The organism is Ignavibacteriales bacterium, assembly GCA_026390815.1.
Taxonomy (GTDB): domain Bacteria; phylum Bacteroidota; class Ignavibacteria; order Ignavibacteriales; family SURF-24; genus JAPLFH01.
The window spans coordinates 143,626-164,015 of record JAPLFH010000041.1; the positions used below are offsets into that span (position 1 = coordinate 143,626).

Annotated in this window: 18 protein-coding genes; 4 read left to right on the top strand and 14 right to left on the bottom strand. The window is 33.1% G+C overall.

The annotated features are described in order from the left end of the window. Window positions 1–136 precede the first annotated feature (136 nt). From NTX22_13270 to NTX22_13285, 4 genes are read left to right on the top strand one after another with little or no spacing between them, the layout of a single operon-like run. Entirely contained in the window at window positions 137–1,201 is a 1,065-nt protein-coding gene (locus tag NTX22_13270) for an ATP-grasp domain-containing protein (protein ID MCX6151495.1), read from the top strand. Continuing rightward, window positions 1,198–2,259 (top strand): ATP-grasp domain-containing protein, encoded by a 1,062-nt coding sequence (locus tag NTX22_13275; GenBank protein ID MCX6151496.1) that lies wholly within the window; start codon window positions 1,198–1,200, stop codon window positions 2,257–2,259. The genes NTX22_13270 and NTX22_13275 overlap by 4 nt, the downstream gene beginning before the upstream one ends. Further along, window positions 2,237–2,707, top strand: a complete 471-nt coding sequence (locus NTX22_13280; GenBank protein MCX6151497.1) for a GNAT family N-acetyltransferase — start codon at window positions 2,237–2,239, stop codon at window positions 2,705–2,707. Before NTX22_13275 ends, NTX22_13280 begins: the two co-directional genes overlap by 23 nt. Before the next feature lie 16 nt (window positions 2,708–2,723). After that, window positions 2,724–3,896: a KamA family radical SAM protein gene (locus NTX22_13285; GenBank protein MCX6151498.1), complete on the top strand. Its 1,173-nt coding sequence runs from the start codon at window positions 2,724–2,726 to the stop codon at window positions 3,894–3,896. A gap of 66 nt (window positions 3,897–3,962) precedes the next feature. Here NTX22_13285 and NTX22_13290 read toward each other — a convergent pair whose 3' ends face one another. From NTX22_13290 to NTX22_13355, 14 genes are all read right to left on the bottom strand, one after another. Further along, window positions 3,963–4,472, bottom strand: coding sequence for a thioredoxin family protein (locus tag NTX22_13290; GenBank protein ID MCX6151499.1), 510 nt, complete (start codon window positions 4,470–4,472; stop codon window positions 3,963–3,965). Between the two features lies 1 nt (window position 4,473). Then, window positions 4,474–5,364 (bottom strand): NAD(+)/NADH kinase, encoded by an 891-nt coding sequence (locus tag NTX22_13295; GenBank protein ID MCX6151500.1) that lies wholly within the window; start codon window positions 5,362–5,364, stop codon window positions 4,474–4,476. A gap of 234 nt (window positions 5,365–5,598) precedes the next feature. Beyond that, complete coding sequence (locus tag NTX22_13300; GenBank protein ID MCX6151501.1) at window positions 5,599–6,720, bottom strand: HD domain-containing protein; 1,122 nt, start codon at window positions 6,718–6,720, stop codon at window positions 5,599–5,601. Between the two features lie 27 nt (window positions 6,721–6,747). Continuing rightward, window positions 6,748–8,415: a deaminase gene (locus NTX22_13305; GenBank protein ID MCX6151502.1), complete on the bottom strand. Its 1,668-nt coding sequence runs from the start codon at window positions 8,413–8,415 to the stop codon at window positions 6,748–6,750. Window positions 8,416–8,425: 10 nt separating this feature from the next. After that, window positions 8,426–9,103 carry a hypothetical protein gene (locus tag NTX22_13310; protein MCX6151503.1) on the bottom strand — a complete coding sequence of 226 codons (678 nt, stop codon included), beginning with the start codon at window positions 9,101–9,103 and terminating at the stop codon, window positions 8,426–8,428. Between the two features lie 49 nt (window positions 9,104–9,152). Continuing rightward, complete coding sequence (locus tag NTX22_13315) at window positions 9,153–9,416, bottom strand: DUF1844 domain-containing protein (protein MCX6151504.1); 264 nt, start codon at window positions 9,414–9,416, stop codon at window positions 9,153–9,155. A gap of 67 nt (window positions 9,417–9,483) precedes the next feature. Continuing rightward, entirely contained in the window at window positions 9,484–10,248 is a 765-nt protein-coding gene (locus tag NTX22_13320; protein ID MCX6151505.1) for a glycosyltransferase family 2 protein, read from the bottom strand. Window positions 10,249–10,255: 7 nt separating this feature from the next. Continuing rightward, window positions 10,256–12,331: an O-antigen ligase family protein gene (locus NTX22_13325; GenBank protein MCX6151506.1), complete on the bottom strand. Its 2,076-nt coding sequence runs from the start codon at window positions 12,329–12,331 to the stop codon at window positions 10,256–10,258. Between the two features lie 2 nt (window positions 12,332–12,333). Then, window positions 12,334–14,196, bottom strand: a complete 1,863-nt coding sequence (locus tag NTX22_13330) for an ABC transporter ATP-binding protein (GenBank protein ID MCX6151507.1) — start codon at window positions 14,194–14,196, stop codon at window positions 12,334–12,336. Window positions 14,197–14,215: 19 nt separating this feature from the next. Continuing rightward, window positions 14,216–15,478: a hypothetical protein gene (locus NTX22_13335; GenBank protein ID MCX6151508.1), complete on the bottom strand. Its 1,263-nt coding sequence runs from the start codon at window positions 15,476–15,478 to the stop codon at window positions 14,216–14,218. 6 nt (window positions 15,479–15,484) lie between these two features. After that, entirely contained in the window at window positions 15,485–16,147 is a 663-nt protein-coding gene (locus tag NTX22_13340) for a site-2 protease family protein (protein MCX6151509.1), read from the bottom strand. 1 nt (window position 16,148) lies between these two features. Beyond that, window positions 16,149–17,045, bottom strand: a complete 897-nt coding sequence (xerD, locus tag NTX22_13345; GenBank protein ID MCX6151510.1) for a site-specific tyrosine recombinase XerD — start codon at window positions 17,043–17,045, stop codon at window positions 16,149–16,151. Between the two features lie 23 nt (window positions 17,046–17,068). Next, window positions 17,069–19,270 (bottom strand): HDIG domain-containing protein, encoded by a 2,202-nt coding sequence (locus tag NTX22_13350; protein MCX6151511.1) that lies wholly within the window; start codon window positions 19,268–19,270, stop codon window positions 17,069–17,071. A gap of 3 nt (window positions 19,271–19,273) precedes the next feature. Further along, window positions 19,274–20,122 (bottom strand): Cof-type HAD-IIB family hydrolase, encoded by an 849-nt coding sequence (locus tag NTX22_13355; protein MCX6151512.1) that lies wholly within the window; start codon window positions 20,120–20,122, stop codon window positions 19,274–19,276. Window positions 20,123–20,390 lie beyond the last annotated feature (268 nt).

Consider the following 20,390-nt stretch of genomic DNA (forward strand, 5'->3'; position numbering starts at 1 on the left):
TGAATTTTTTTTTGAGTTATTATGTTGGATGTTTTAAGAAAAGATGTTGCGTTTAAGTTTTTATCAGTTATATTTATTTACATAAACATAAGGAGCCGATATTACATTTCATTCTGAGAACATTCGCTTGAATGTTGTGCTTACATTTAATGTAAGACCGGAAGAAGATTCATCAACTGAAAATCTGGCTTCCTCCGAAATAGTCTCCTCAAAATCAAACTCATCACAAACTACTCCAAGAAAATTCAATGATGTGTATGCTGAATGGGATACTTTTGAAACTATTAATGCTGTTAGAAGCGCTTTAGCAATAAATCATAATGTAACGCTGGTAGAAGCAGATGAAAATGCTTATGAAAAAATTAAATCTAACAAACCGGATATTGTATTTAATGTTGCTGAAGGAATGCACAGCATTAGCAGAGAAGCTCAAATACCGGCGATGCTGGATATGCTTCAAGTTCCCTATACAGGGTCTGATCCTTTAACACTTGTTACTTGTTTAGACAAAGCCCGCACAAAAGAAATTCTATCTTATCACAAAATTAAAAACGCAAAGTTCATCACTGCTTCAAGCAAAAACGATTTACTAAACTTCGATCTAAAATTTCCGATTATTATTAAACCGATTGGTGAAGGATCGAGTAAAGGAATTTTCAACAATTCATTTATTGCCAACATAACTGATTTGGCAATTGCAGTTGAAAAGAATTATGAAATTTATAAACAGCCATCTTTAATTGAAGAGTTTTTACCTGGAAGAGAATTTACTGTTGCTATGATTGGGAATGATGGAGATGCTTCAGCACTTCCGATTATAGAAATAAATTTTGATACTCTTCCGGAAAGTTTAATTCCAATTTATTCATATGAAGCAAAATGGATTGTTGACCGCAGAGAAAATCCGTTGCAAATTTTTTCTTGCCCAGCTAAAGTGGATTTTGAATTGGAAACAAAAATTAAGGACATTGCGCTAAAGACATACAAAGTTTTAAATTGCAAAGATTGGAGCAGGATTGACGTACGTTTGGATTCGCAGGGTGAACCAAATATTATTGAGGTGAATCCACTGCCAGGAATCCTTCCGGATCCAAAAGATAATTCCTGTTTTCCCAAAGCAGCACGTGCTTACGGCTGGGATTACAATCAAATGATTAATTCTGTTCTTTACATTTCAGCAAAAAGGCATAAACTTATATGATAGATAGAAAAGCAAAAATATTAATCTGCTATAATGAACCAATAAAGTTGTTCATCAACTATCTTGGTAAAGAAATTCATTCCTCGGAGGAAGATGTTGATACATCAGAAAGTGAATTGGCAAACCATATAAGCGAAGTTATAACCAGTTTGCAAGTCTTCTACGACAATATTGAAGTATTGACAGTTAATCAGAATATTGAATCCTTTCTTGCCAAAATTAAACATTACCAACCCGATGTAATATTTAATTTTGTTGAATCAGTTAATGGAATTTCTCATTACGAAGCTTACATTGCCGGCTTATATGATGTTATTGGGATTGATTACACTGGCAATACACCAATTTGCCTAGCAACTTGTTTAGATAAATCCAGGACAAAACAAATTTTGAAATCGTTCGATATAAAAGTGCCAAACTATTATGTTGCTGCGCTGGGTGAAAAACTTGCAAGCGAAAAATTTCAATTAAAATTTCCGGTTATCTTAAAACTGCTAAAGGAAGATGCAAGTATTGGCATTTCGGAATTTTCAGTCGTCAATTCTTTAGATGAAACAAACAACAGGTTAAAATTCCTTTTTAAAACTTACAAGCAAGATGTATTGATAGAAGAATACATTAACGGAAGAGAATTAAACGTTGCAATTCTTGGAGAGGAAACTTTACCAATCTCAGAAATTGATTTTACAGGTTTACCCAAAGATTTTCCCAAAATAGTTACTTACGAAGGTAAGTGGTCCCCAAAGAGTGTTTATTTTAAATTTACTAATCCAATTTGTCCGGCAATTATTGATGATGACCTGAAGAATAAAATTGAAGCAACAGCTAAAAAAGTATTCCAGGTTATGAATTGCCGTGATTATGCCCGTGTTGATATGCGTATTAGTAAAAGCGGTGTGCCATATGTAATTGAAGTAAATCCAAATCCAGATCTTTCATCTGATGCCGGATTTGCTAGAGCCGCTGCCGCAACAGGAATTAGTTATCCTGAATTACTAAAAACAGTTTTAAATTTTGCATTTGAACGGAGATTAATTGATTCGAAAATTAAAGTCTGACGATCGAAGTCAAATTGAAAATTTACTTGCGCACACAAACAACTTTAATAAAGTTGAATGCGAAATTGCAATGGAATTAATAGACATTGCATTACTACAACCCGGGCAGGAAGATTATAACATCTTTGTTTATGACGAGGATGGAAAAGTTTTAGGTTATCATTGCACTGGTAAAAGAGCACTTACAGATGGAGTGTTTGATCTTTACTGGATTGTTGTTGATCCGGAAAAGAAAAACAAAGGTATTGGAAGCCAGCTATTAAAGCATGCGGAGGATTTAGTAGCAAATAAAGGTGGAAGATGGTTACTCGCAGAAACTTCATCTAAAGAAAGTTATCTTGCAACCAGAGATTTTTATCAGAGGAAAAAATATTCAATCGTTGCACAGATAAATGATTTTTATTCTTTGAATGATAGCTTAATAATTTTCGGAAAGTACTTTAAATAATATAAAGGGAAAATCAATGGAACTTTGGCAAGAAATGCTCAGGCAGAGCATTCACACAGTTGATCAGCTTGTTGATAAATTCAACCTTGATCGGAAAATCGCCGAGCAGCTCGACGTTTTTTTTCAGGCGAGAATTAATCCTTACTACTTAGGCTTGATCAAATATCCAGGCGATCCAATTTGGCAGCAATGTGTTCCAAGCCAGGTTGAATTGGAAGATTTGGATGCAAGCGAAGATCCCCTTAATGAAGATGCGATGAGTCCGGTTCCAAACATTACGCATCGGTATCCTGATCGCGTTTTATTTTTAGTTACAAGTCAATGTGGAATGTACTGCAGATTTTGCACCCGCAAAAGAAAAGTGGGAAACTCAGATAAAATTTCTATGAAGGGTTTGGAAGCCGCATTTAAATACATAGAAGCTCATAGTGAAATAAGAGATGTAATACTATCCGGTGGCGATCCCCTGATGTTAACCGATTGCATGCTGGAAAAAATTCTTGCACGGCTTCGGCAAATTCCTCACCTGGAAATTATTCGCATTGGGACAAAAATGCCCTGCGTTCTGCCGCAACGGATTACACCTAAACTTTGTAACATGATAAAAAAATATCATCCGGTTTATGTGAACACTCATTTTAATCATCCCTGGGAAATTACTCCGGAAAGCAAAAAAGCTTGCGAAATGCTTGCTGATGCCGGCTGTCCTGTTGGCAATCAAACCGTGTTGATGAAAGGTGTGAATGATAATCCCGCAATCATCAAAGAGTTGATGCAAAAACTTCTTGCTATGCGTGTAAAACCATATTACCTCTATATGGCTGATGAAACTAAAGGCGCTAACCATTTTAGAACTTCTATCCGTACCGGAATTGAAATTATGGAAAACCTGCGCGGGCATACAAGCGGGTTGGCAATTCCATATTTTGTTATTGATGCTCCGGGCGGCGGTGGAAAGATTCCAATCTTACCAGAATACGTTTTACATCATGATGAAGAAAAGATTATACTGCGCAACTACAAGGGTGAAATATTTATGTATGAAGACATTGTAGGTAAGAAAGAAAAGTTGCAAAGGTTAGTTGTAAATAAAAAGAATGGAAATGGCAACGGAAATGGTAAACATTTGAAGGAAATTAAAAAACTTGTTCCTGAAGAATTTCCTGATATGGTTCTAAGCGAAAATTAAAATAATTGATTGTTTAATTGCTGCATTGTTAAATTGTTTTTACAATTAACAGTGCAGCTTTTTTTTTTAATCCTTCCAGACAATTTTATTTATATCCTTCTCCAAAGATTCAGCAGGAGCTTCAACTATTCTACCCAACTCTTTTCCTTCACGGTAGAAAATAAATGTCGGCACCAATTCAATTAATAAACTATCTGTTTCACCGCTCAAATCTTTTTTATTTCTATCTACAGCAATCAATTTAACTTTGTTGGATGGATAACCAAGAGAATCCAGGATTTTAAATAATCGTGGTACCTCGCGCCGGCTATCGCTGCACCAGGTGCCTAAAATAACTGTAATATCAACATCTTTAATTTTATTAGAAATGCTGTCTAATATTATTTTGGATGGATTATAATTTTCATATTCTGAATTAAACCACCAGGAATAGCTGGTATCCTGAAATGCTGAACGGGAAATTTCTCCAACCAGCATTTGCTTTTCAGATTTTTCGTCAATAATAATTTTATATTTTTGCTGGGCGGGAATTAAAGCCACAAAAACCAGAAGAAGCAAAAAGCAAAATGTTTTCATTTTATTTCTCGGAAGAATTTTTTCTAACATCCATTCCCCAAAAGAGTTTCTCTCTTAGGATTTTGAAATAGTTAATTGAATTGGTTCGTATCAACTTTACTTTTTTAGTGCTTTTATACACAACCAAATCCAATGGTGGTGGATTGCTGTGAACTCTCTGTCCATCACAATTAATATTTACTTCTGTATGATGCGAACTAACTGTAAGATATATTTTTTGGTGGCTTGCAAGAACTATTGGTCGCATTGTAAGTGTGTGCGGAGAAATTGGGCAGAGTGTGATTACATCGGCTTTCTGATCAACAACAGGTCCGCCTGTTGATAAGGAATAACCAGTTGAACCAGTTGGTGTTGCCAGGATCAAACCATCTGCTGAAAAAGTTGTAACATAATTATCATCAACACGAATGGAAATTTCAATCATCTTAGGCCAGCCACCTTTATCAATAACAATATCATTGATTGAAAAAAACTTTTTCTGATGACATTTTAGACAATCTCCTTCAAGTACAATTCGTTCTTCAACGGAATATTCGTTGTTCTTCAATTCAGTAAGCAGTAAATCCAATTTGTTCATTTCAAACTCAGCCAAAAAGCCAAGCTTACCGAAGTTAAGACCAAGAATTGGCGTGCCATACTCCAATGCATGATGGGCGGTTGTTAACATTGTACCATCGCCACCGATAGAAACTACTAAGTCACTGTGTTTGAAAATTTCATCAATTGGTTTGTAAAGGGCATTTTTAAGATGAGCGTAAGATTCAACATCAAGCTGCTGCAAGGCTTTGCATAAAATAAAATCAAAACCAAATTCTTTCAAACGGCTTGTAAATGTTGAAACAACTTCAACAATATTTTCTTTGCTTGTATTTGGGATAATTCCGATAGTCATAATTTTAATTCATTTTAATAATTGAAGAACACAAACAATATAAATTTTGAACGGCATGGTTTTATGCCGCGGCCCAACACAGTTATGCAGGTTTGAAGACCGACGCCAATAATTATTTATTAATTCATTTTGTTAACCACTCTCAAAGAGCAACCAACATTTACAATGCACTTTATACCCATATATATGCCGAAATATTTAAAGCGACCGGTTTGAATAACTGGTTATGTTGTATTAAAAATTTATTGGCTCTGGTATAAGTAATTGTTGCATACATCTTAAAGCATATTCATCAGTCATTCCAGAAACATAATCTGAGATAATCTTGGTAGTTGATGTCTCTTCTTTTTTATAAAATGATTTCATTTTTTGAAGATAGTTACAAAACGATAAATCAATTTTTTTTGATTGTTTGATATTATATTTTCTTCCATCGAATCCATTTCGATCAAATAAATTTTTAAAATATTCAAAAAGATATTCAATGATTCTCTCTCCATCATTTCTCCATTTCACAATATCAGGGTGAGAATATATTCTTGAATAATTGAAATCCTTGAGTTCCATTATCAAGCTGTGTTTTGCATCAGAAAATTGAATACTTTCTTTATCGGTAGATGTTTTAATTAAATCTAGAACTAAGGTGTTAATAATCTCACCGTTGGTTTTCCCCAATTCATTTTGAATCCTTTTGGGAATGTCTTTTAATTCAAAAAATTTTGCTAAATAAGCATCTTCAATATCACGACCAAAATATGCTATCTTATCGCTTAATCTAACAATACATCCTTCATATGTAACTGGATAATATTTTCTATCTGTAATTTCATCCAAATTAATGTATTCTGATCTTGGAGATATTTCCCTTTCGAACTTTTCACCGCAATGACATATTATGCCATCTTTAACTGCATAAGTAAGATTTAATCCTTCACCATTGTTTGCTAAGTATTCAACAACACGATAACCATTGACTTCATGGATAAATGAATTGCCATCACCCATTAGTCTGTTCAAAACCTTTTCACCAGAATGACCGAATGGCGCGTGTCCTAAATCATGACCTAAGCCAATTGCATAAGCTAATTCTTCGTTTAGATTCCATCCATTGTTTGAAGAATTTAGACCTTTACAAATTGAGGCTGCGATTGAAGCAACATGTAAAACATGTTCAATTCTTGTACAAACATGATCGTTTTGAGGTGAGAAAAATACTTGTGTTTTGTGCTTTAATCTTCTGAATGGCATTGAATGAATAATAGCGGTATGGTCTCGGAAGTATTCTGTTCTTGGATATACATCTCTCTTTTTTCTACGTTCTAATAGTTGCGAATCATTTAATGAACTTTTCTTCATATGTATCCTCAATTATGGATAAGATTTTTATGCAATGTTGTATTCTAATTCAATTATGCTTTTTTCAGGCATTGGAGCTGTATATAATTTATGATATGCTTGACCTATTATACCAGAAAATCGTTCAATTATTATTTGCTTGTTACCAGCCTTTAAAGTTTGTTCAATGGCAATATCATAATACTCATCTATGTACACTATTCTTTTTACACCAAGTTGATATGCTTTCTTTGCACATAGATTACAAGTGCGAGAAGTTGTATATAAAGTAGAACCAATTAGGGAGATATATCCATTTGCGCTAGCTTGGAATAATGCATTTTCTTCAGCATGAAGTGCACGAGTATATTCTGCTTCTTTTTTCTTATCAATCACAGCCTTTTCAGTTCTAAAACAAAAGGGTTCTTCCCTTTGTTTTAATCCCTTAATATGATTTGTAAATTTTTCACTTCTTTCATATCCACTAAATATGAGCGGAGTAGAATTATTAACTAGTTCCTCACATGTTCTAAGTGCACAGGGAATCTGCCCTTTTGGGGAATCATTCCATCCCACTCCAATTACTTTCCTTTCTTTATCAATTACTATTGCGCCAACTTGTCGGGAGATACAACCAGATACCAATCGAACTGTCATCGCTAATTGCATACATCTTTCGTCTTGCGTAGGAGTTACACACCCAGGTCTTTTTGATAAAGTGACTAGCTTGATTATCCCAAATCTGAGTTGTTCGAAATTTTTAGATTCTGATTCTTGATTATATATAAACATATCTGCTTTTTTAATACATTCATCTATATCTTGTGATGTAATCCTTAATGGAAATTCATCATTGTTTTTACTATACATTTCAGCCTTCTCACGATTTTCTATTTTTTTTGATGATTCATAATCTAAACGTTCGAGCATATTCTTTTCTCTTTTATCAACATCGCGTAATACCCCAATAAGATAGAACTTACTGTATTGATGCTTGAAGTATTCTATTTCATATGGATTCTTAAGAGTATCAATAACAAATGAATGCGTGTCATTAATTAGAATAAAAGCTCGAATAAGTTTATTCATTGCCTTCGGAAGTGTAAATATATTTTCTGCTTTAATTTCTCTATCAGATTCCTTTTTGTCTACAGAACCATATCGTCGTATTTCATCGCCTAAGTTTTGTAGTCGCTCTATAAAATTACCTAGTTCTTTTTTGATATATTTTTGTTTGAAGTGAGAATATATTTCTTTTGAAACCTCATAAGCATCAATGAGTTCAGAAGCAGTTTCAATGGAAATTATGGGGTCAGGTGAAGAGAAATGGTAAATACCCTTTAATTTTTGTTCATTTTTCTCAATCTTATTTGCGATGTCAGGAAATTCAGTTTTTGAAATTCGTCCTTTAATTAATGCATCTAAAAAAAATGAAAAAATAATTTTTGATACTTCAATAGAGATAAAAGGCTCCCATGCGGTTTTATTCCAATAATATTTTAATTTATTGTAGACGCGTTCATCCATTTTCGTAATAATTTCTAAATTAAAGGAAATATTGATTGAGTTATAACCAGGAATTTCGGGTTTATTCTTAGAAAGCAAAATTTCTTTGGTTGTACTGCAACCTACACCAGTATAGCCTGTTAAACCAATAACAAATGGTTCGTCTGTATTATTATATAATGAACTCAAATAATTCGTAATGTTATTCATATTATTCTCTTTATTTTTTGAAAAATTGTGATAAAGCTACTCCAATAGCAACAAAAGCCGTAAGACCAGTTGTATTACCAAAGAAGTAATTTCCTATAAAAAATGATGTGATTATTATAGCAGGTGAAATAAACTGTTTAACTTTTTCTTTTCTTTTTGCCTTATTATTTAATTCATTCCAGATGTCTATTAATAATGCATTTCTATTATTGTCTTTATTACATGACTTTGAAGAAGGTTCTTTGTTTTCTAAAAATACTATAGTAGATACTTGTTGCCCTTGTTTTAAGGTTATTTCATTCTTCGATAAATTATGCAAAACAAGAAGTAGGTTTCCACTCCAATCAGGGTCAATGGTGGTAGTATCATTTATAATACCTTTAGCGGTAATAGAAACTTTTGATACAACAAGACCAGAGTACATTTTATTTGATGGCATTGTTAGCTTCTCTAAAGTTGTTATAAATGCTGTTTCATTTGGCTTAACTTTAAACTCTTCATCATCTTTGATCTTGAACTTATTAGCACGACTTGAAATCGAATATTCATAACCAATTCTTAAATCATATCCAATAGGGGTTAGACTTTCTTCAATAAAAGGACTAAGCCTAATTTTATCTTCTAGAATATTATCACTCGAAGTCCTATCAATTATCCTTTGTAAGGTTGTATCTGTTAATAATGACATTAAAACCTCCTATCTATTGAACAACATAACTAGCACTTATACCGAAAATCTATTTACTTGTTTCGCTTATATAGTTCAACTTTAAATCTCTTAGCACGTCTTGCAAAAAGTGGTCTTCCCTTTCAGATAAATTTCCTTTGGTTTTAATAGTAAGCATATCTAAAATATCAATCGCCATCTTGGCTTGCTCTAAATTAATCTCTTCTTTATTAGAAATCGGATTCTTTAGTTTTCCTAAACCAATCAATCCAAGCTGCTGGTTTTGGAAAACAACCTGCATAAAAAGAAATTCCTGAGCTTCAGTCAGATTCATTTTTAATGCTCCTAATTTATCCTAATGAATTGCTGCACCGCTAAATTGATAAATTGTTCAGTTAAATTCAAATGGATTTTCTTAGTTCCCACAACTTACAGTATTTTGTAAATACATAACCAGCAGAAAAAATTGAAAGAATAAATCCATGAAGTCCATCTAAAAAGCCAAGCTTTACAAAATACATTTTAATAAATATGCTTAAAGGTCGAAGAAGAATATCAAAAATTGAAGCACTTTTATTCTGCCCGGCTAATTCCTCCGCAGCAAGAGAAGTGTAGATATTAAATTTTTTAAAATAATGTTCAATAGTTGGATCTGTCCAATGATCTAAATCGGATTTTAGTTCGCTAACTTTTCCTTCCACAATCAAATTTTCGTGAACGGTGTTTTGGTTAAATTTTACATATTGCTTGTTAAACAGCCGGGTAACTCTGCCGGGATACCAACCACAATGCTTAATCCATTTTCCTAAAAAGTAAGCTTTACGCGGGACTGAATATGCAATTTCAGCAGGCTTATTATTCTTAAACTCATTTAACTCATGCGATAACTCAGGAGTAAAAGATTCATCGGCATCAATCCAAAAAACCCAATCGTTGGAAGTTTTTGAAAGAGCATATTGCTTTGTTTGCGCATAGCCCTGCCATTCAACAAATTCATAAAAAACATTTTTACTCTTAACAATCTCTGTAGTTTTATCTTTTGTACGGTTATCTATCAGTACAATTATTTCATCAATACAATCCTTCTGACTGTCTACGCACTTGCCAATATTCAATTCCTCGTCTTTAGCAATAACAATGGATGATATTTTAATTTTCTGTTCCAAGTTTAATCTAAATTTTATTACTACCGGTTAAATTATTATTTATTAAAGCTGTTTTATAAAAGGCTAAATTTAATCCAAGTGTAAACCAAACCATTGTTATGATTTCATGATCACCGAAATTCCATTCAGCGAGTCCGGAGACTAAAAATCCAACAAATACAGCGAGTGCGCCAAGCGAATACGAAGAAGCAAATTGAATCGATTTAAGCTGCTTATAAATTTTAATATGTGTTAATAATATTTTTAACAGTAAAGCCATTACAATTAAAAATCCAAAAATACCAAGCGCAGCAAGAAGCTGTACGTAATTATTATGAAGATGACCGAACGTTTCCTTTTCAAAATAATTCATGTACTTTTTGTATACCGGGTGCATGTCAATGTCGCCAACGCCAAAAAACGGATAATCTTTCCAAATTCTATAGCCAGCTTGCCACTGATATTCCCGCTGAACATTAGTTATATGGTATGGATCAATAATGGAATTCAGTCTGCTTAATTTAACTTCGCTAAAGTAAAATTTATTGTTCTCAAAAGCGGCTGTAAATGGAGCAAACGGTAGTTGGCTTGTATTTATTATTTTTATTTTATCTCGAATTGGATATTCCAATTCATAAAGTTTACCTGAAAAGTCTGTAATAAAGTACTTATCGCTGGAAGAAATAAAGTTGAATGCTTTCTTCAATAAAATATTATCGTCAATTTCCTTAACATCAGTCAAATCAATTTTCAACAGCTTTACGCTGCTTCCTGTTGAGAATAACAAATAGTTATTTACAAGTGATAGGAAACCAAAATTGGTAATTATTTTTTTGTTAAATATTTTTTTTGCAGGTAATCCGTTCTGCAATTGATAAACCATTAGAAGATTATCAACAGTATAGCAAGCCAGGTTAGTTGAATCGACTGCAAGATAACGAATATTTTTCAGTTCAGGGAAGCGGTGGTACTGCCCGGTTTCTGTTGGATTAGTAAAAATTGTTAAACCGCTATCAACATCCGCAACATAAAAATTTCCATTTGCAATAAGCGAAGAGTAAGTTAAACCTGGTGATAGAAATTCTTTTTGAAAAATAAATTTATCCTGATTTACTTTTCTAAAAACTCTCAACCGATAATCCGATAAAGAAGCCAGATAATAATCATCTTTCCATTTTAAAAAGGAAGCAATAGGCGACTTTACTTGAAGAATATTTTTATATTCTGATTCATCAAACAGAAACACTCCTTTTTGATAATCGCTAACAAATACTTTTTTTCCTTCCGGATAAATAAACTGTGCTCTCCCCTGTGTTGCGAACATTCTTTCAAGATGTAGTTTGCCATCTAAGTAAGAATAAACTGAAATGCTGCTTTTGTTTGTTTGCATAAAAGCAAAAGTTACAACAAAGACTATAATTGCACCAAGCATCAACCATTTCTTTTTTATGATCAGAATAAGTAAAATGCCTGCTGCAGTTCCAATCCAGGCTGCACGGGTATAACTTGCAAATAGTGCTAAAGATGAAATAATAAATCCAGAAACATAAAATAATTTCTCCCAGATTTTTGTTTTTTCGTTCACCAGTAAAGCAAAAAAGAATATTGTTGTAAAACTAATTAATCCACCGGCTGTCATTACATATTGAAAAGGAGAAGGACCTTTCGATTCAATTTGATAAAGCTGAGAGATGAAATGCTCATATGCAAATACAATGTAAGCAAGTATTGTTATGAACGCCGCCCACAAATAAATTTTGAAAAATAATTTCGCTTTTTCTAAATCTTCTGTGGCTGCAACAATTGTATAAACAATCGGAATAAGAAGAATTCTTTTTAATAAATTGTTGAATGCGAGCGGTTTGTTGATAGACAAAATAGTGGAAATAATTTCTGCCAGCAGAAAAAGTAGGAACAGAATTTCCAGACCTGTTTTTCTGAATTTATTTTCCTTAGAAACGAAATACCTGGCAGCCAACAAAATTAGACCACCATAATATCCAAGCTGGTTTATAAAGATTGAGTTGTTAAGACTAACTAAAAAAATTACAACACATCCTAAAATCAGCTTATCCAAAACAGCTATTGTATTTGCTTTTTCCAAAGTTATCTCTGCTCTCTGAATTGGAGCTCGTACAATTTTTTATAAATTCCTTTTTCGTCTTCCATCAGAATATCATGTTTCCCTTGCTGAACTATTTTCCCATTATCAAGTACAACAATTCTATCAGCATTCCTGATTGTGCTTAAGCGATGAGCAATAACAAATGTCGTTCTGTCAAACATTAATCTTTCAATTGCTTCCTGAACTAATACTTCAGATTCGCTATCAAGCGCAGAAGTTGCTTCATCAAAAATCATTATTGGTGGATTAACAAGAAGAGCACGTGCAATTGATAACCTTTGCCGCTGCCCACCTGAAATTTTTGCGCCTCGTTCACCAACAATTGTATCGTAACCTTTCGGAAATTCCATTATAAAATTATGTGCGTTAGCAGCTTTCGAGGCTTCAATAATTTTATCCATTGAATAATTTTCCAAACCATATGCAATGTTATTCCGGATGGAATCATTGAATAGAACCGTTTCCTGCGTAACTATTCCAAGCAGTTTACGAAGATCTTCAATCCTAACTTCTTTTATATTGATTCCATCAACTAAAATATTTCCTGAAGTTGGATCGAAGAACCGGGGAATTAAATCTACCAGTGTAGTTTTACCGGAACCGCTGCTGCCCACGAATGCAATTATTTCACCTTTCTTCACATTAAAATTAATATTGTCAAGAACCAATTCATCTGCGTCATCATAATGAAAGGAAACATTTCTGAATTCAACATTACTTGTAAAGCTTGTTAGTGGTTTGGGACTTTCGATGTTTTTTATTGCTGGTTCAGTATCAAGTATTTCAAAAACTCTGTCAGCAGCGGCGCTGGATTCCTGAATTCTACTGTTCACGCTGCTTAATTCTTTTATCGGCGGCATAAGTTGAAATATGGCAAAAAGAAATCCAAGAAACTGGCTCGCTTTCAATGTTCCTTCCTCAAGGACTAAACGCCCACCATAATAAACCAGAAACACTCCGACTATAACACTTAAAAACTCGGTTATCGGTGAAGCTGCATTTCTTATTCTTACAATTTTTAAAATCAATTTGAAAAAGCTGTTGGTTTCCCTCATAAATTTTTTGTTCTCGTAATTCTCCATTCCAAATGCTTTTACAATTTTAACTCCGGAAATGGTTTCGTGAAGAACAGTAGTTATATCTGCCATCTTTTCCTGAAGTAATCCGCTTTGCTTTCTAAGAATCAATCCAATCCAACTTATAATTCCGATTGAAAATGGAAGGACCACAACAGAAAATAGTGTTAATCGCCAGCTTATTGACAGAGCAATTCCAAGAAACACAATTATATTAAGCGGTTCACGGATTAAATTCAGGAACACGGCGGAGACGCTTGCATTAACAACATTTACATCATTTGTAATGCGCGAAATCAGATTGCCGGTCTTTTCATTCTTAAAATAACTCATTGGAAGTTTGTGTAAATGAACATAAGCGTGGTTCCGAAGATCTCGTGTCAATCCCTGTTCAACTACTGCCAAATAATATGCTTGAAGATAACCAAAAAGATTTTTTCCAAGAAAAGTAAAAAGAACTAGGAAACAAATTTTCATTAATGCTTCCGTTTTTGTACCGCTAAAAACAAAATTATTAAATGCATCTGATATAAAATGTTTTAAATTATCAAACCAGCCGGGTAAAACCTGTGCTACTTTTTCAATTTGCGACGGCTGTTGTTGAGTTGTAATTGTTTTTGATTCCTGGAATAATGTATCCAGGAGAGGAATGGTTAAATAAATCGATCCGCCATTAAGCATTGCAAAAAGAATTGTACAGAACACGGATGCAGTTAGATGCCGCCAGTATGGTTTAACGTAGTTTAATATTCTAAAATATGTTTTCACTTTTTTCTTATAAACTTGACTAATAAAATTGCGGGATGACCGGGATTTTTTTTAATCCACAGCCACCTGTAACAGAAATTGTCTCAACTATTTGTTTATTATCCAGATCGTAAATATAAATTTTTGATTTTCGACCGAAGTCATCATCAAAAAAAAGAAAATTGGATTTTATTAAGAAATTTTTCTCGCCGCTGTTCACCCATTGCTTAACTAATTTTTTATCCTTTACATCAAATATAGTTAAAGTAGAAGTCTTTGGAGAATTTGTATGGATAGTTTTGTTAGATGGTGAAATATCAACAGTTGAAAATATTAATTGTTTTCCATCCACCCAGACTATTTGATTCAATTTCTGATCCGTTGAAAAAATAAAATACTTTTGCGTAGATGTTTTTAAATAATAATTGTAAACGCCATTAAAGGTGGAATCCACCAGCGAATATGTATTATCCGGAGCATTTCTTTTAATCATTCGCTTTGGTAGTTGAGGATAATTTTCTTTAACTAAGTCAAATGTTTGCTTAATATCTGAAAGAATTCTCCCATTAGTACCAAAGATAGTAGTTTGCTGATTTACAAAGGTGGAAACCTTTTTATCGAACGAATTAAAAATCATTTTAAATGAATTATCATTTTCCCAAACCGTAAATAGCTGTATTACGTCGCCAACATCTTTTACCAATTCAACTTTTTCTTCTGAAGTATTGACCTTATACAATTTTACACCATTTATAAAAGGAAAGATTCCCTTCCTCCCGGATTTAATGGCTGTTAGAAGGAAAGCAATATTTGTATCACTTGAACTCACGAATTCAATAACATTCTCGCCGGACAATCGCCAGAATATTTCAGAGGATTTTGATTTCAAATTAAATTTATACAATGACGATTTCCCTTGAAACATTCCCACATAGATCAAATTGGAAAATTCATCGTAAACTGGATGAAAATTTTGAATTACTGAGTAATCCTGAATATATTTTTTAATAAATAATCTGTATCCAACCTCGCCAGCAGAATACGAATTACCGAAAGTGCCAATACAAACTTTGTAAAATTTACTCCTGTTGGTACTATCAATATAAAAGCAAACACGATTTTTAATCTTACCCTGAAGTTGAATAGCAAAATCATTTGCTTTAGTTTTTTCTTCAAATGATTTTACTTCAATAAAAAATTTATCCGTGTCGCGGGAATTTATATATTCAAACTCACTTTGCTGATTTCTTCCGCAACTTAAAAAAATACAACAAACTGATAAACAAATAAAAATTTGAGACATCAATAACTAAGCTTTCCCGATTATTGAAATAAGTATTTCATAAATAAAATTAACGAATTTTACAAAATAACCCCACAATGGGCTGTATATAAAAACCAGCAGGATCAAGAAACCATACATTCCTGCATTTAAATAGCCGGCAATAATTCTGTTGGGAAAAATATCATAAAGAATATGTGAGCCATCCAACGGTGGAATTGGTAATAAATTGAAGGCAAACAAAAAAATATTAAAGTATCCACCAAGATGCAGCGCTGTAAGAATTCTTTGGAAATTTTCCGTTGGATTATCAGAAGATTTTGCAATAAAAAAATATGCTATAAAGAATAACACTGCCAGTATTAAGTTTGATAGCGGTCCCGCGAAGGAGACAATTGCATCGTCTCTTCGTTTGTTACTAAAATTATTTGGATTAACAGGAACTGGTTTAGCCCAACCAATTATAAATCCACCAGAAGCAAAAGAAATTAGCGGCATAATTATGCTGCCAACCAAATCGAGATGCTTGAATGGATTTAGTGTTAACCTTCCTGAGTTTTTTGCTGTATCATCTCCGAACTTAAAGGCAGAAAATGCATGGGCAAATTCATGCACAGCAAGTGAAATTAAAAAAAGCGGCAAGAATAAAACGAATGTAATCAGTTTTTCATTTATTTGAATATCAGGCAATTTATTTTCCTCTTGGATGAAAGTCTCTGTGGACTTGTTTAATATATTCTCTATCGATGTGAGTATAAATTTGAGTTGTTGAAATATCTGCGTGTCCAAGCATTTCCTGAACAGAGCGTAAATCTGCACCACCTTCCAGTAAATGCGTTGCAAAGGAATGCCTGAAGGTATGTGGATGCACTTCCTTTTCTATTCCTGCTTTCTTAGCATATTTATTAACAATATTCCAGATACCCATCCGCGAAAGTTTTGTTCCGTGGTTGTTTAGAAATACATAGTTCAAACTTTTTCCTCTTCTTTCCGATGTTGGTCTCGATTCAAGCAGATATTTATTTACCCACTCAATCGCACTACTTCCAACCGGTACAATCCGTTCTTTTGATCCTTTGCCCAGAACGCGAATAATCCCTTCGCTAAAAATCAAATCGTGTAAATGTAAGTTAATCGTTTCCGAAACTCTTAACCCGGAAGAATACATAATTTCAAGCAATCCTTTATCTCTTAATCCAAATTTAGTTTGAACATCCGGAGCATCAAGAATTTTTTCTACTTCATCAAAATTTAATACAACCGGAAGTTTTCTAGAAAGTTTTGGTGGAGTAATTTTTTCAGTCGGATCCTTTTCAATATAATTGTACGTCTTAAGGTAACCAAAATAACTTTTATGTGAAGATAAATATCTTGCTGTTGTAGAGCTTGAGATACCAACATCGCTCATCGATTTATAGAATTTTACTAGAACACGATAATCAATTAAATTTTCATCAGTAATGAGATATAAATCTTCAGCGTATTCAAGCAGTTTGGTAATATCATTCCTATATGAATCGATGGTGTTTTTGGATAGATTTTTTTCAAGACGCAAAACAGTTAAATATTCTTTTAGGAGTTCAGACATAATTTAATACAGATGACAGATTTTTAGGAAATGTCATCACTTTTCTCCTTCAAATTTTCCATTTCATCTTGCTTGGGGTAACGAATTCGCTTGTGGTGTTGTACTAAAAGGATGTTAAGAAAAATTTCTTTAATAATTTTTAGATCTTTAAGTGTAACAGGCGATTCATCCAATTGTCCGTCTGCCAGGCGGTTTTTAAAAAGACTGTTAATTACATTTTCAACTTTAGCTGGATCCGGCTCATCAATTGAACGTACTGTAGATTCGCAAGCATCGGCAAGCATAACAAGAGCTGTTTCTTTAGAATTTGGTTTAGGACCTTTATACCGGTAATCGATTATGTTTACATTACTATCACCATAAAGTTCTTTGGCTTTTTCATAGAAAAAACTCATAACTAATGTACCGTGATGCATTGGAATGAAATCAATTATTTCCGCTGGTAATTTTTCTTCTTTTGCTAAATCAATACCTTTTGTAACATGATTAATGATAATTGCAGCGCTTGCTTTGGGATCCAATTTGGAATGTGAGTTTTCATTGTCCATCTGGTTCTCTACAAAGTAATCTGAATTAACTGTTTTGCCAACATCGTGGTAATATGCTCCAACTCTTGCAAGTAAAGGATTTGCACCAATTGCTTCAGCAGCTCTTTCAACCAGCGAACCTACAGTCATGGAATGTGTAAAAGTACCCGGAGCAACTCTTGCAAGATTTTTTATGAGTGGTCTGTTAAAGTCAGTTAATTCTAACAATGTAAGGTCAGTTGTTATCTTAAAAAATTTTTCAAAGAAAATTATCATTCCAAAAGTAAAAACCGGACTGATTAAAGCATTCCCGGCTGCAAAAGCATACTCTATAAGTATTCTGTCATATGACTCATAACGTTCTAATCCAAATGCAAGGATACTAACTAAATATCCTACTAGAATATATCCAAATGAACGGAAAATTTGCGTCCTGTTTTTAATATCACGGACTGTATAAGCAGCAAGAGCACCGGCAAAAATATTCATGGCAGTAAATGAATAATCATTTCCTCTTAAACTACCGGCAATTAATGCAATTACAACAGTTCCATAAAATCCAACCCGGCTATCAAAAATGATGGTTAGCAACATAGATGCTGCCGGAAGTATTACCAATAAATGCAAAGGTGAACTTATAACGATCTGATTTATAAGAAAGGTTATACTGCTTATAAACAATATTATCAAGGAAATCAAAAGAATTTTTACATTGTCGTGGAAAATTTTTTTCCGGAAAAGAAAAAGATAAATTGCATAAAGGGATATTATTAAAAAAACATGCAAAAACTTACCCAACGTTTGAGTAAATGTATTTACAAAACCGCCTTCCTCTGCTTTTGCTTTCCGGTACGAATCAATTTTTAATTTTTTATCATCAGTTACTCTATCGTGCTTTGCTATTATTCTTTCATTTTCATTTACTATACCGGTGTTAGGTGAAACTTTATTATATGCCTGCGCTATTTCCAGTTGTGTTAACTTTTCATCAAAATTTAGATTTGGGCGGATGAAATGATTAACATACTCTATAATTGCGTAATTAAGCTGCGGATCGCTGATTGCTCCATTTACATACTCAGCCACATAATCATGAACTACTTTTAAATCCTGATATTTTTTTTTAGGAGCTACATAATCAAACTTTCCAATTCTATAAGCAATACTATCCTTTTTAATTTCATTATATAAAAGATTAAGTATTTCTGTTTTGTAAACCCGTTTTAGAATATCTTCTGCTAAAGAAAATACTTGCCTAAGGTTTTTATTTCCTTTCGAACGCTTATTTTCGAATTTATAAAAATTCTTAAGAGCTTTGAATGAAGCTGGACTGATAAATGTATTATTATTTTCTGATTCATCGCTTTCATTTTCAATTTGAGTAATCAAATAAGTATTGTAGGAATGCAGCGAATCGATGCTTTGGATAAAGATATTTTCATTCTTGATAAAGATCGGGAAAACTTTTTCACCCGCTTTTCTTTTTTCTAAAGCATAAACTTCCGGATCTTTATAAATAGGAAAGCTGGTAGTGGCAATTAAATCCTCTTGAATCCAAATTGAACCAACTGTTACTTCAGATTCAATCGAAACTCCTTTAGGAAACATTAATACAATAAGTATAACCGAAATTAAAAAAATGAGGAGCTTAATCCTTCTGCTTTTTTTTAGGACTGAAATATTATCGGCAGAAGACATTTTTCATTCCTTCTTAGATCTTAAAACCATTTCTAAAAATTCAGCAACCCCATCTTCGTCATTTGTTTTTTTTGTAATGTAGTCTGCCAGTCTTTTTATTTCCGGCACAGCGTTAGCAACAGCAATTTTTAATGCATTGGTTTCAAACAGACTTCTGTCGTTATACCAATCACCCACAACAGCGGTTTGCCTGATGTTTAGCTTCAAGTGTCTAAGTAATCTTTTCACTCCTTTTGCTTTAGAGCTCCCACCTTTTCTAACTTCCAGGAAATAGTTGCCTTCACGACTATGAGATTTAAAATAAGAAGAATCCAAACCAAAACTACACGGAAAGCTTAATTGATTGCTTAGATATTTGACTGCATCATTCTGTTCACCGGTAATTATCACTTCCAGAGTTTGTCGGGTAAAAGTATCATAGGATAACACTTCTTTAAAAGCCGCACCATATTTATCAAGTAAAAATGGAATTGTTGAATTATATTCAGTATAAAATATAGCTTCAGCATGGCAAAGCGCAATTTTTAATAAAAATTTATCGGCAAGATAAATGGCTTTTCTAACATATTTTTCCGGAACAAATGATTCGAATATGGTAACTTTATTTGGATAGCTTTGTATTAACGCGCCATCAAGTGAAATTAATGGAACGTTTATTTCAAGCTGCGCCGCGTAATCTAAAATGGAAGAATGTACTCTTTGTGTAGCAAAAGTAAATTGTACTCCACGCTGTTTTAATTGTTTGATTAAGGTTTTGGTTTCAACACCAATTTGTCCCTCATCATCCAGCAAAGTTCCGTCAAGATCGAAAACAATGAGTTTTAGTTTTTTTATATTTTCCTTATTTAACATAATCTATTTCTGATTTACAATTTTACTAAATAAATAATTGCCAAAAAGATTTTGAACAAATAAAATACCGGATAATAAAACTAATAATTACAATTCCAAAGTTTACTTCTCCATTTATTTTGAAAGTGTTTCCCAGCCACGTTTTTTCATTCCAAAATAAATGATTGAACCAAAGATAAAACCAAAAATAACAAATATGATTCCGGTTATTGCACTGCCAAGAATAATTTTTCCAAAGCCAAATAGAAATGCATATATCATTGCAACA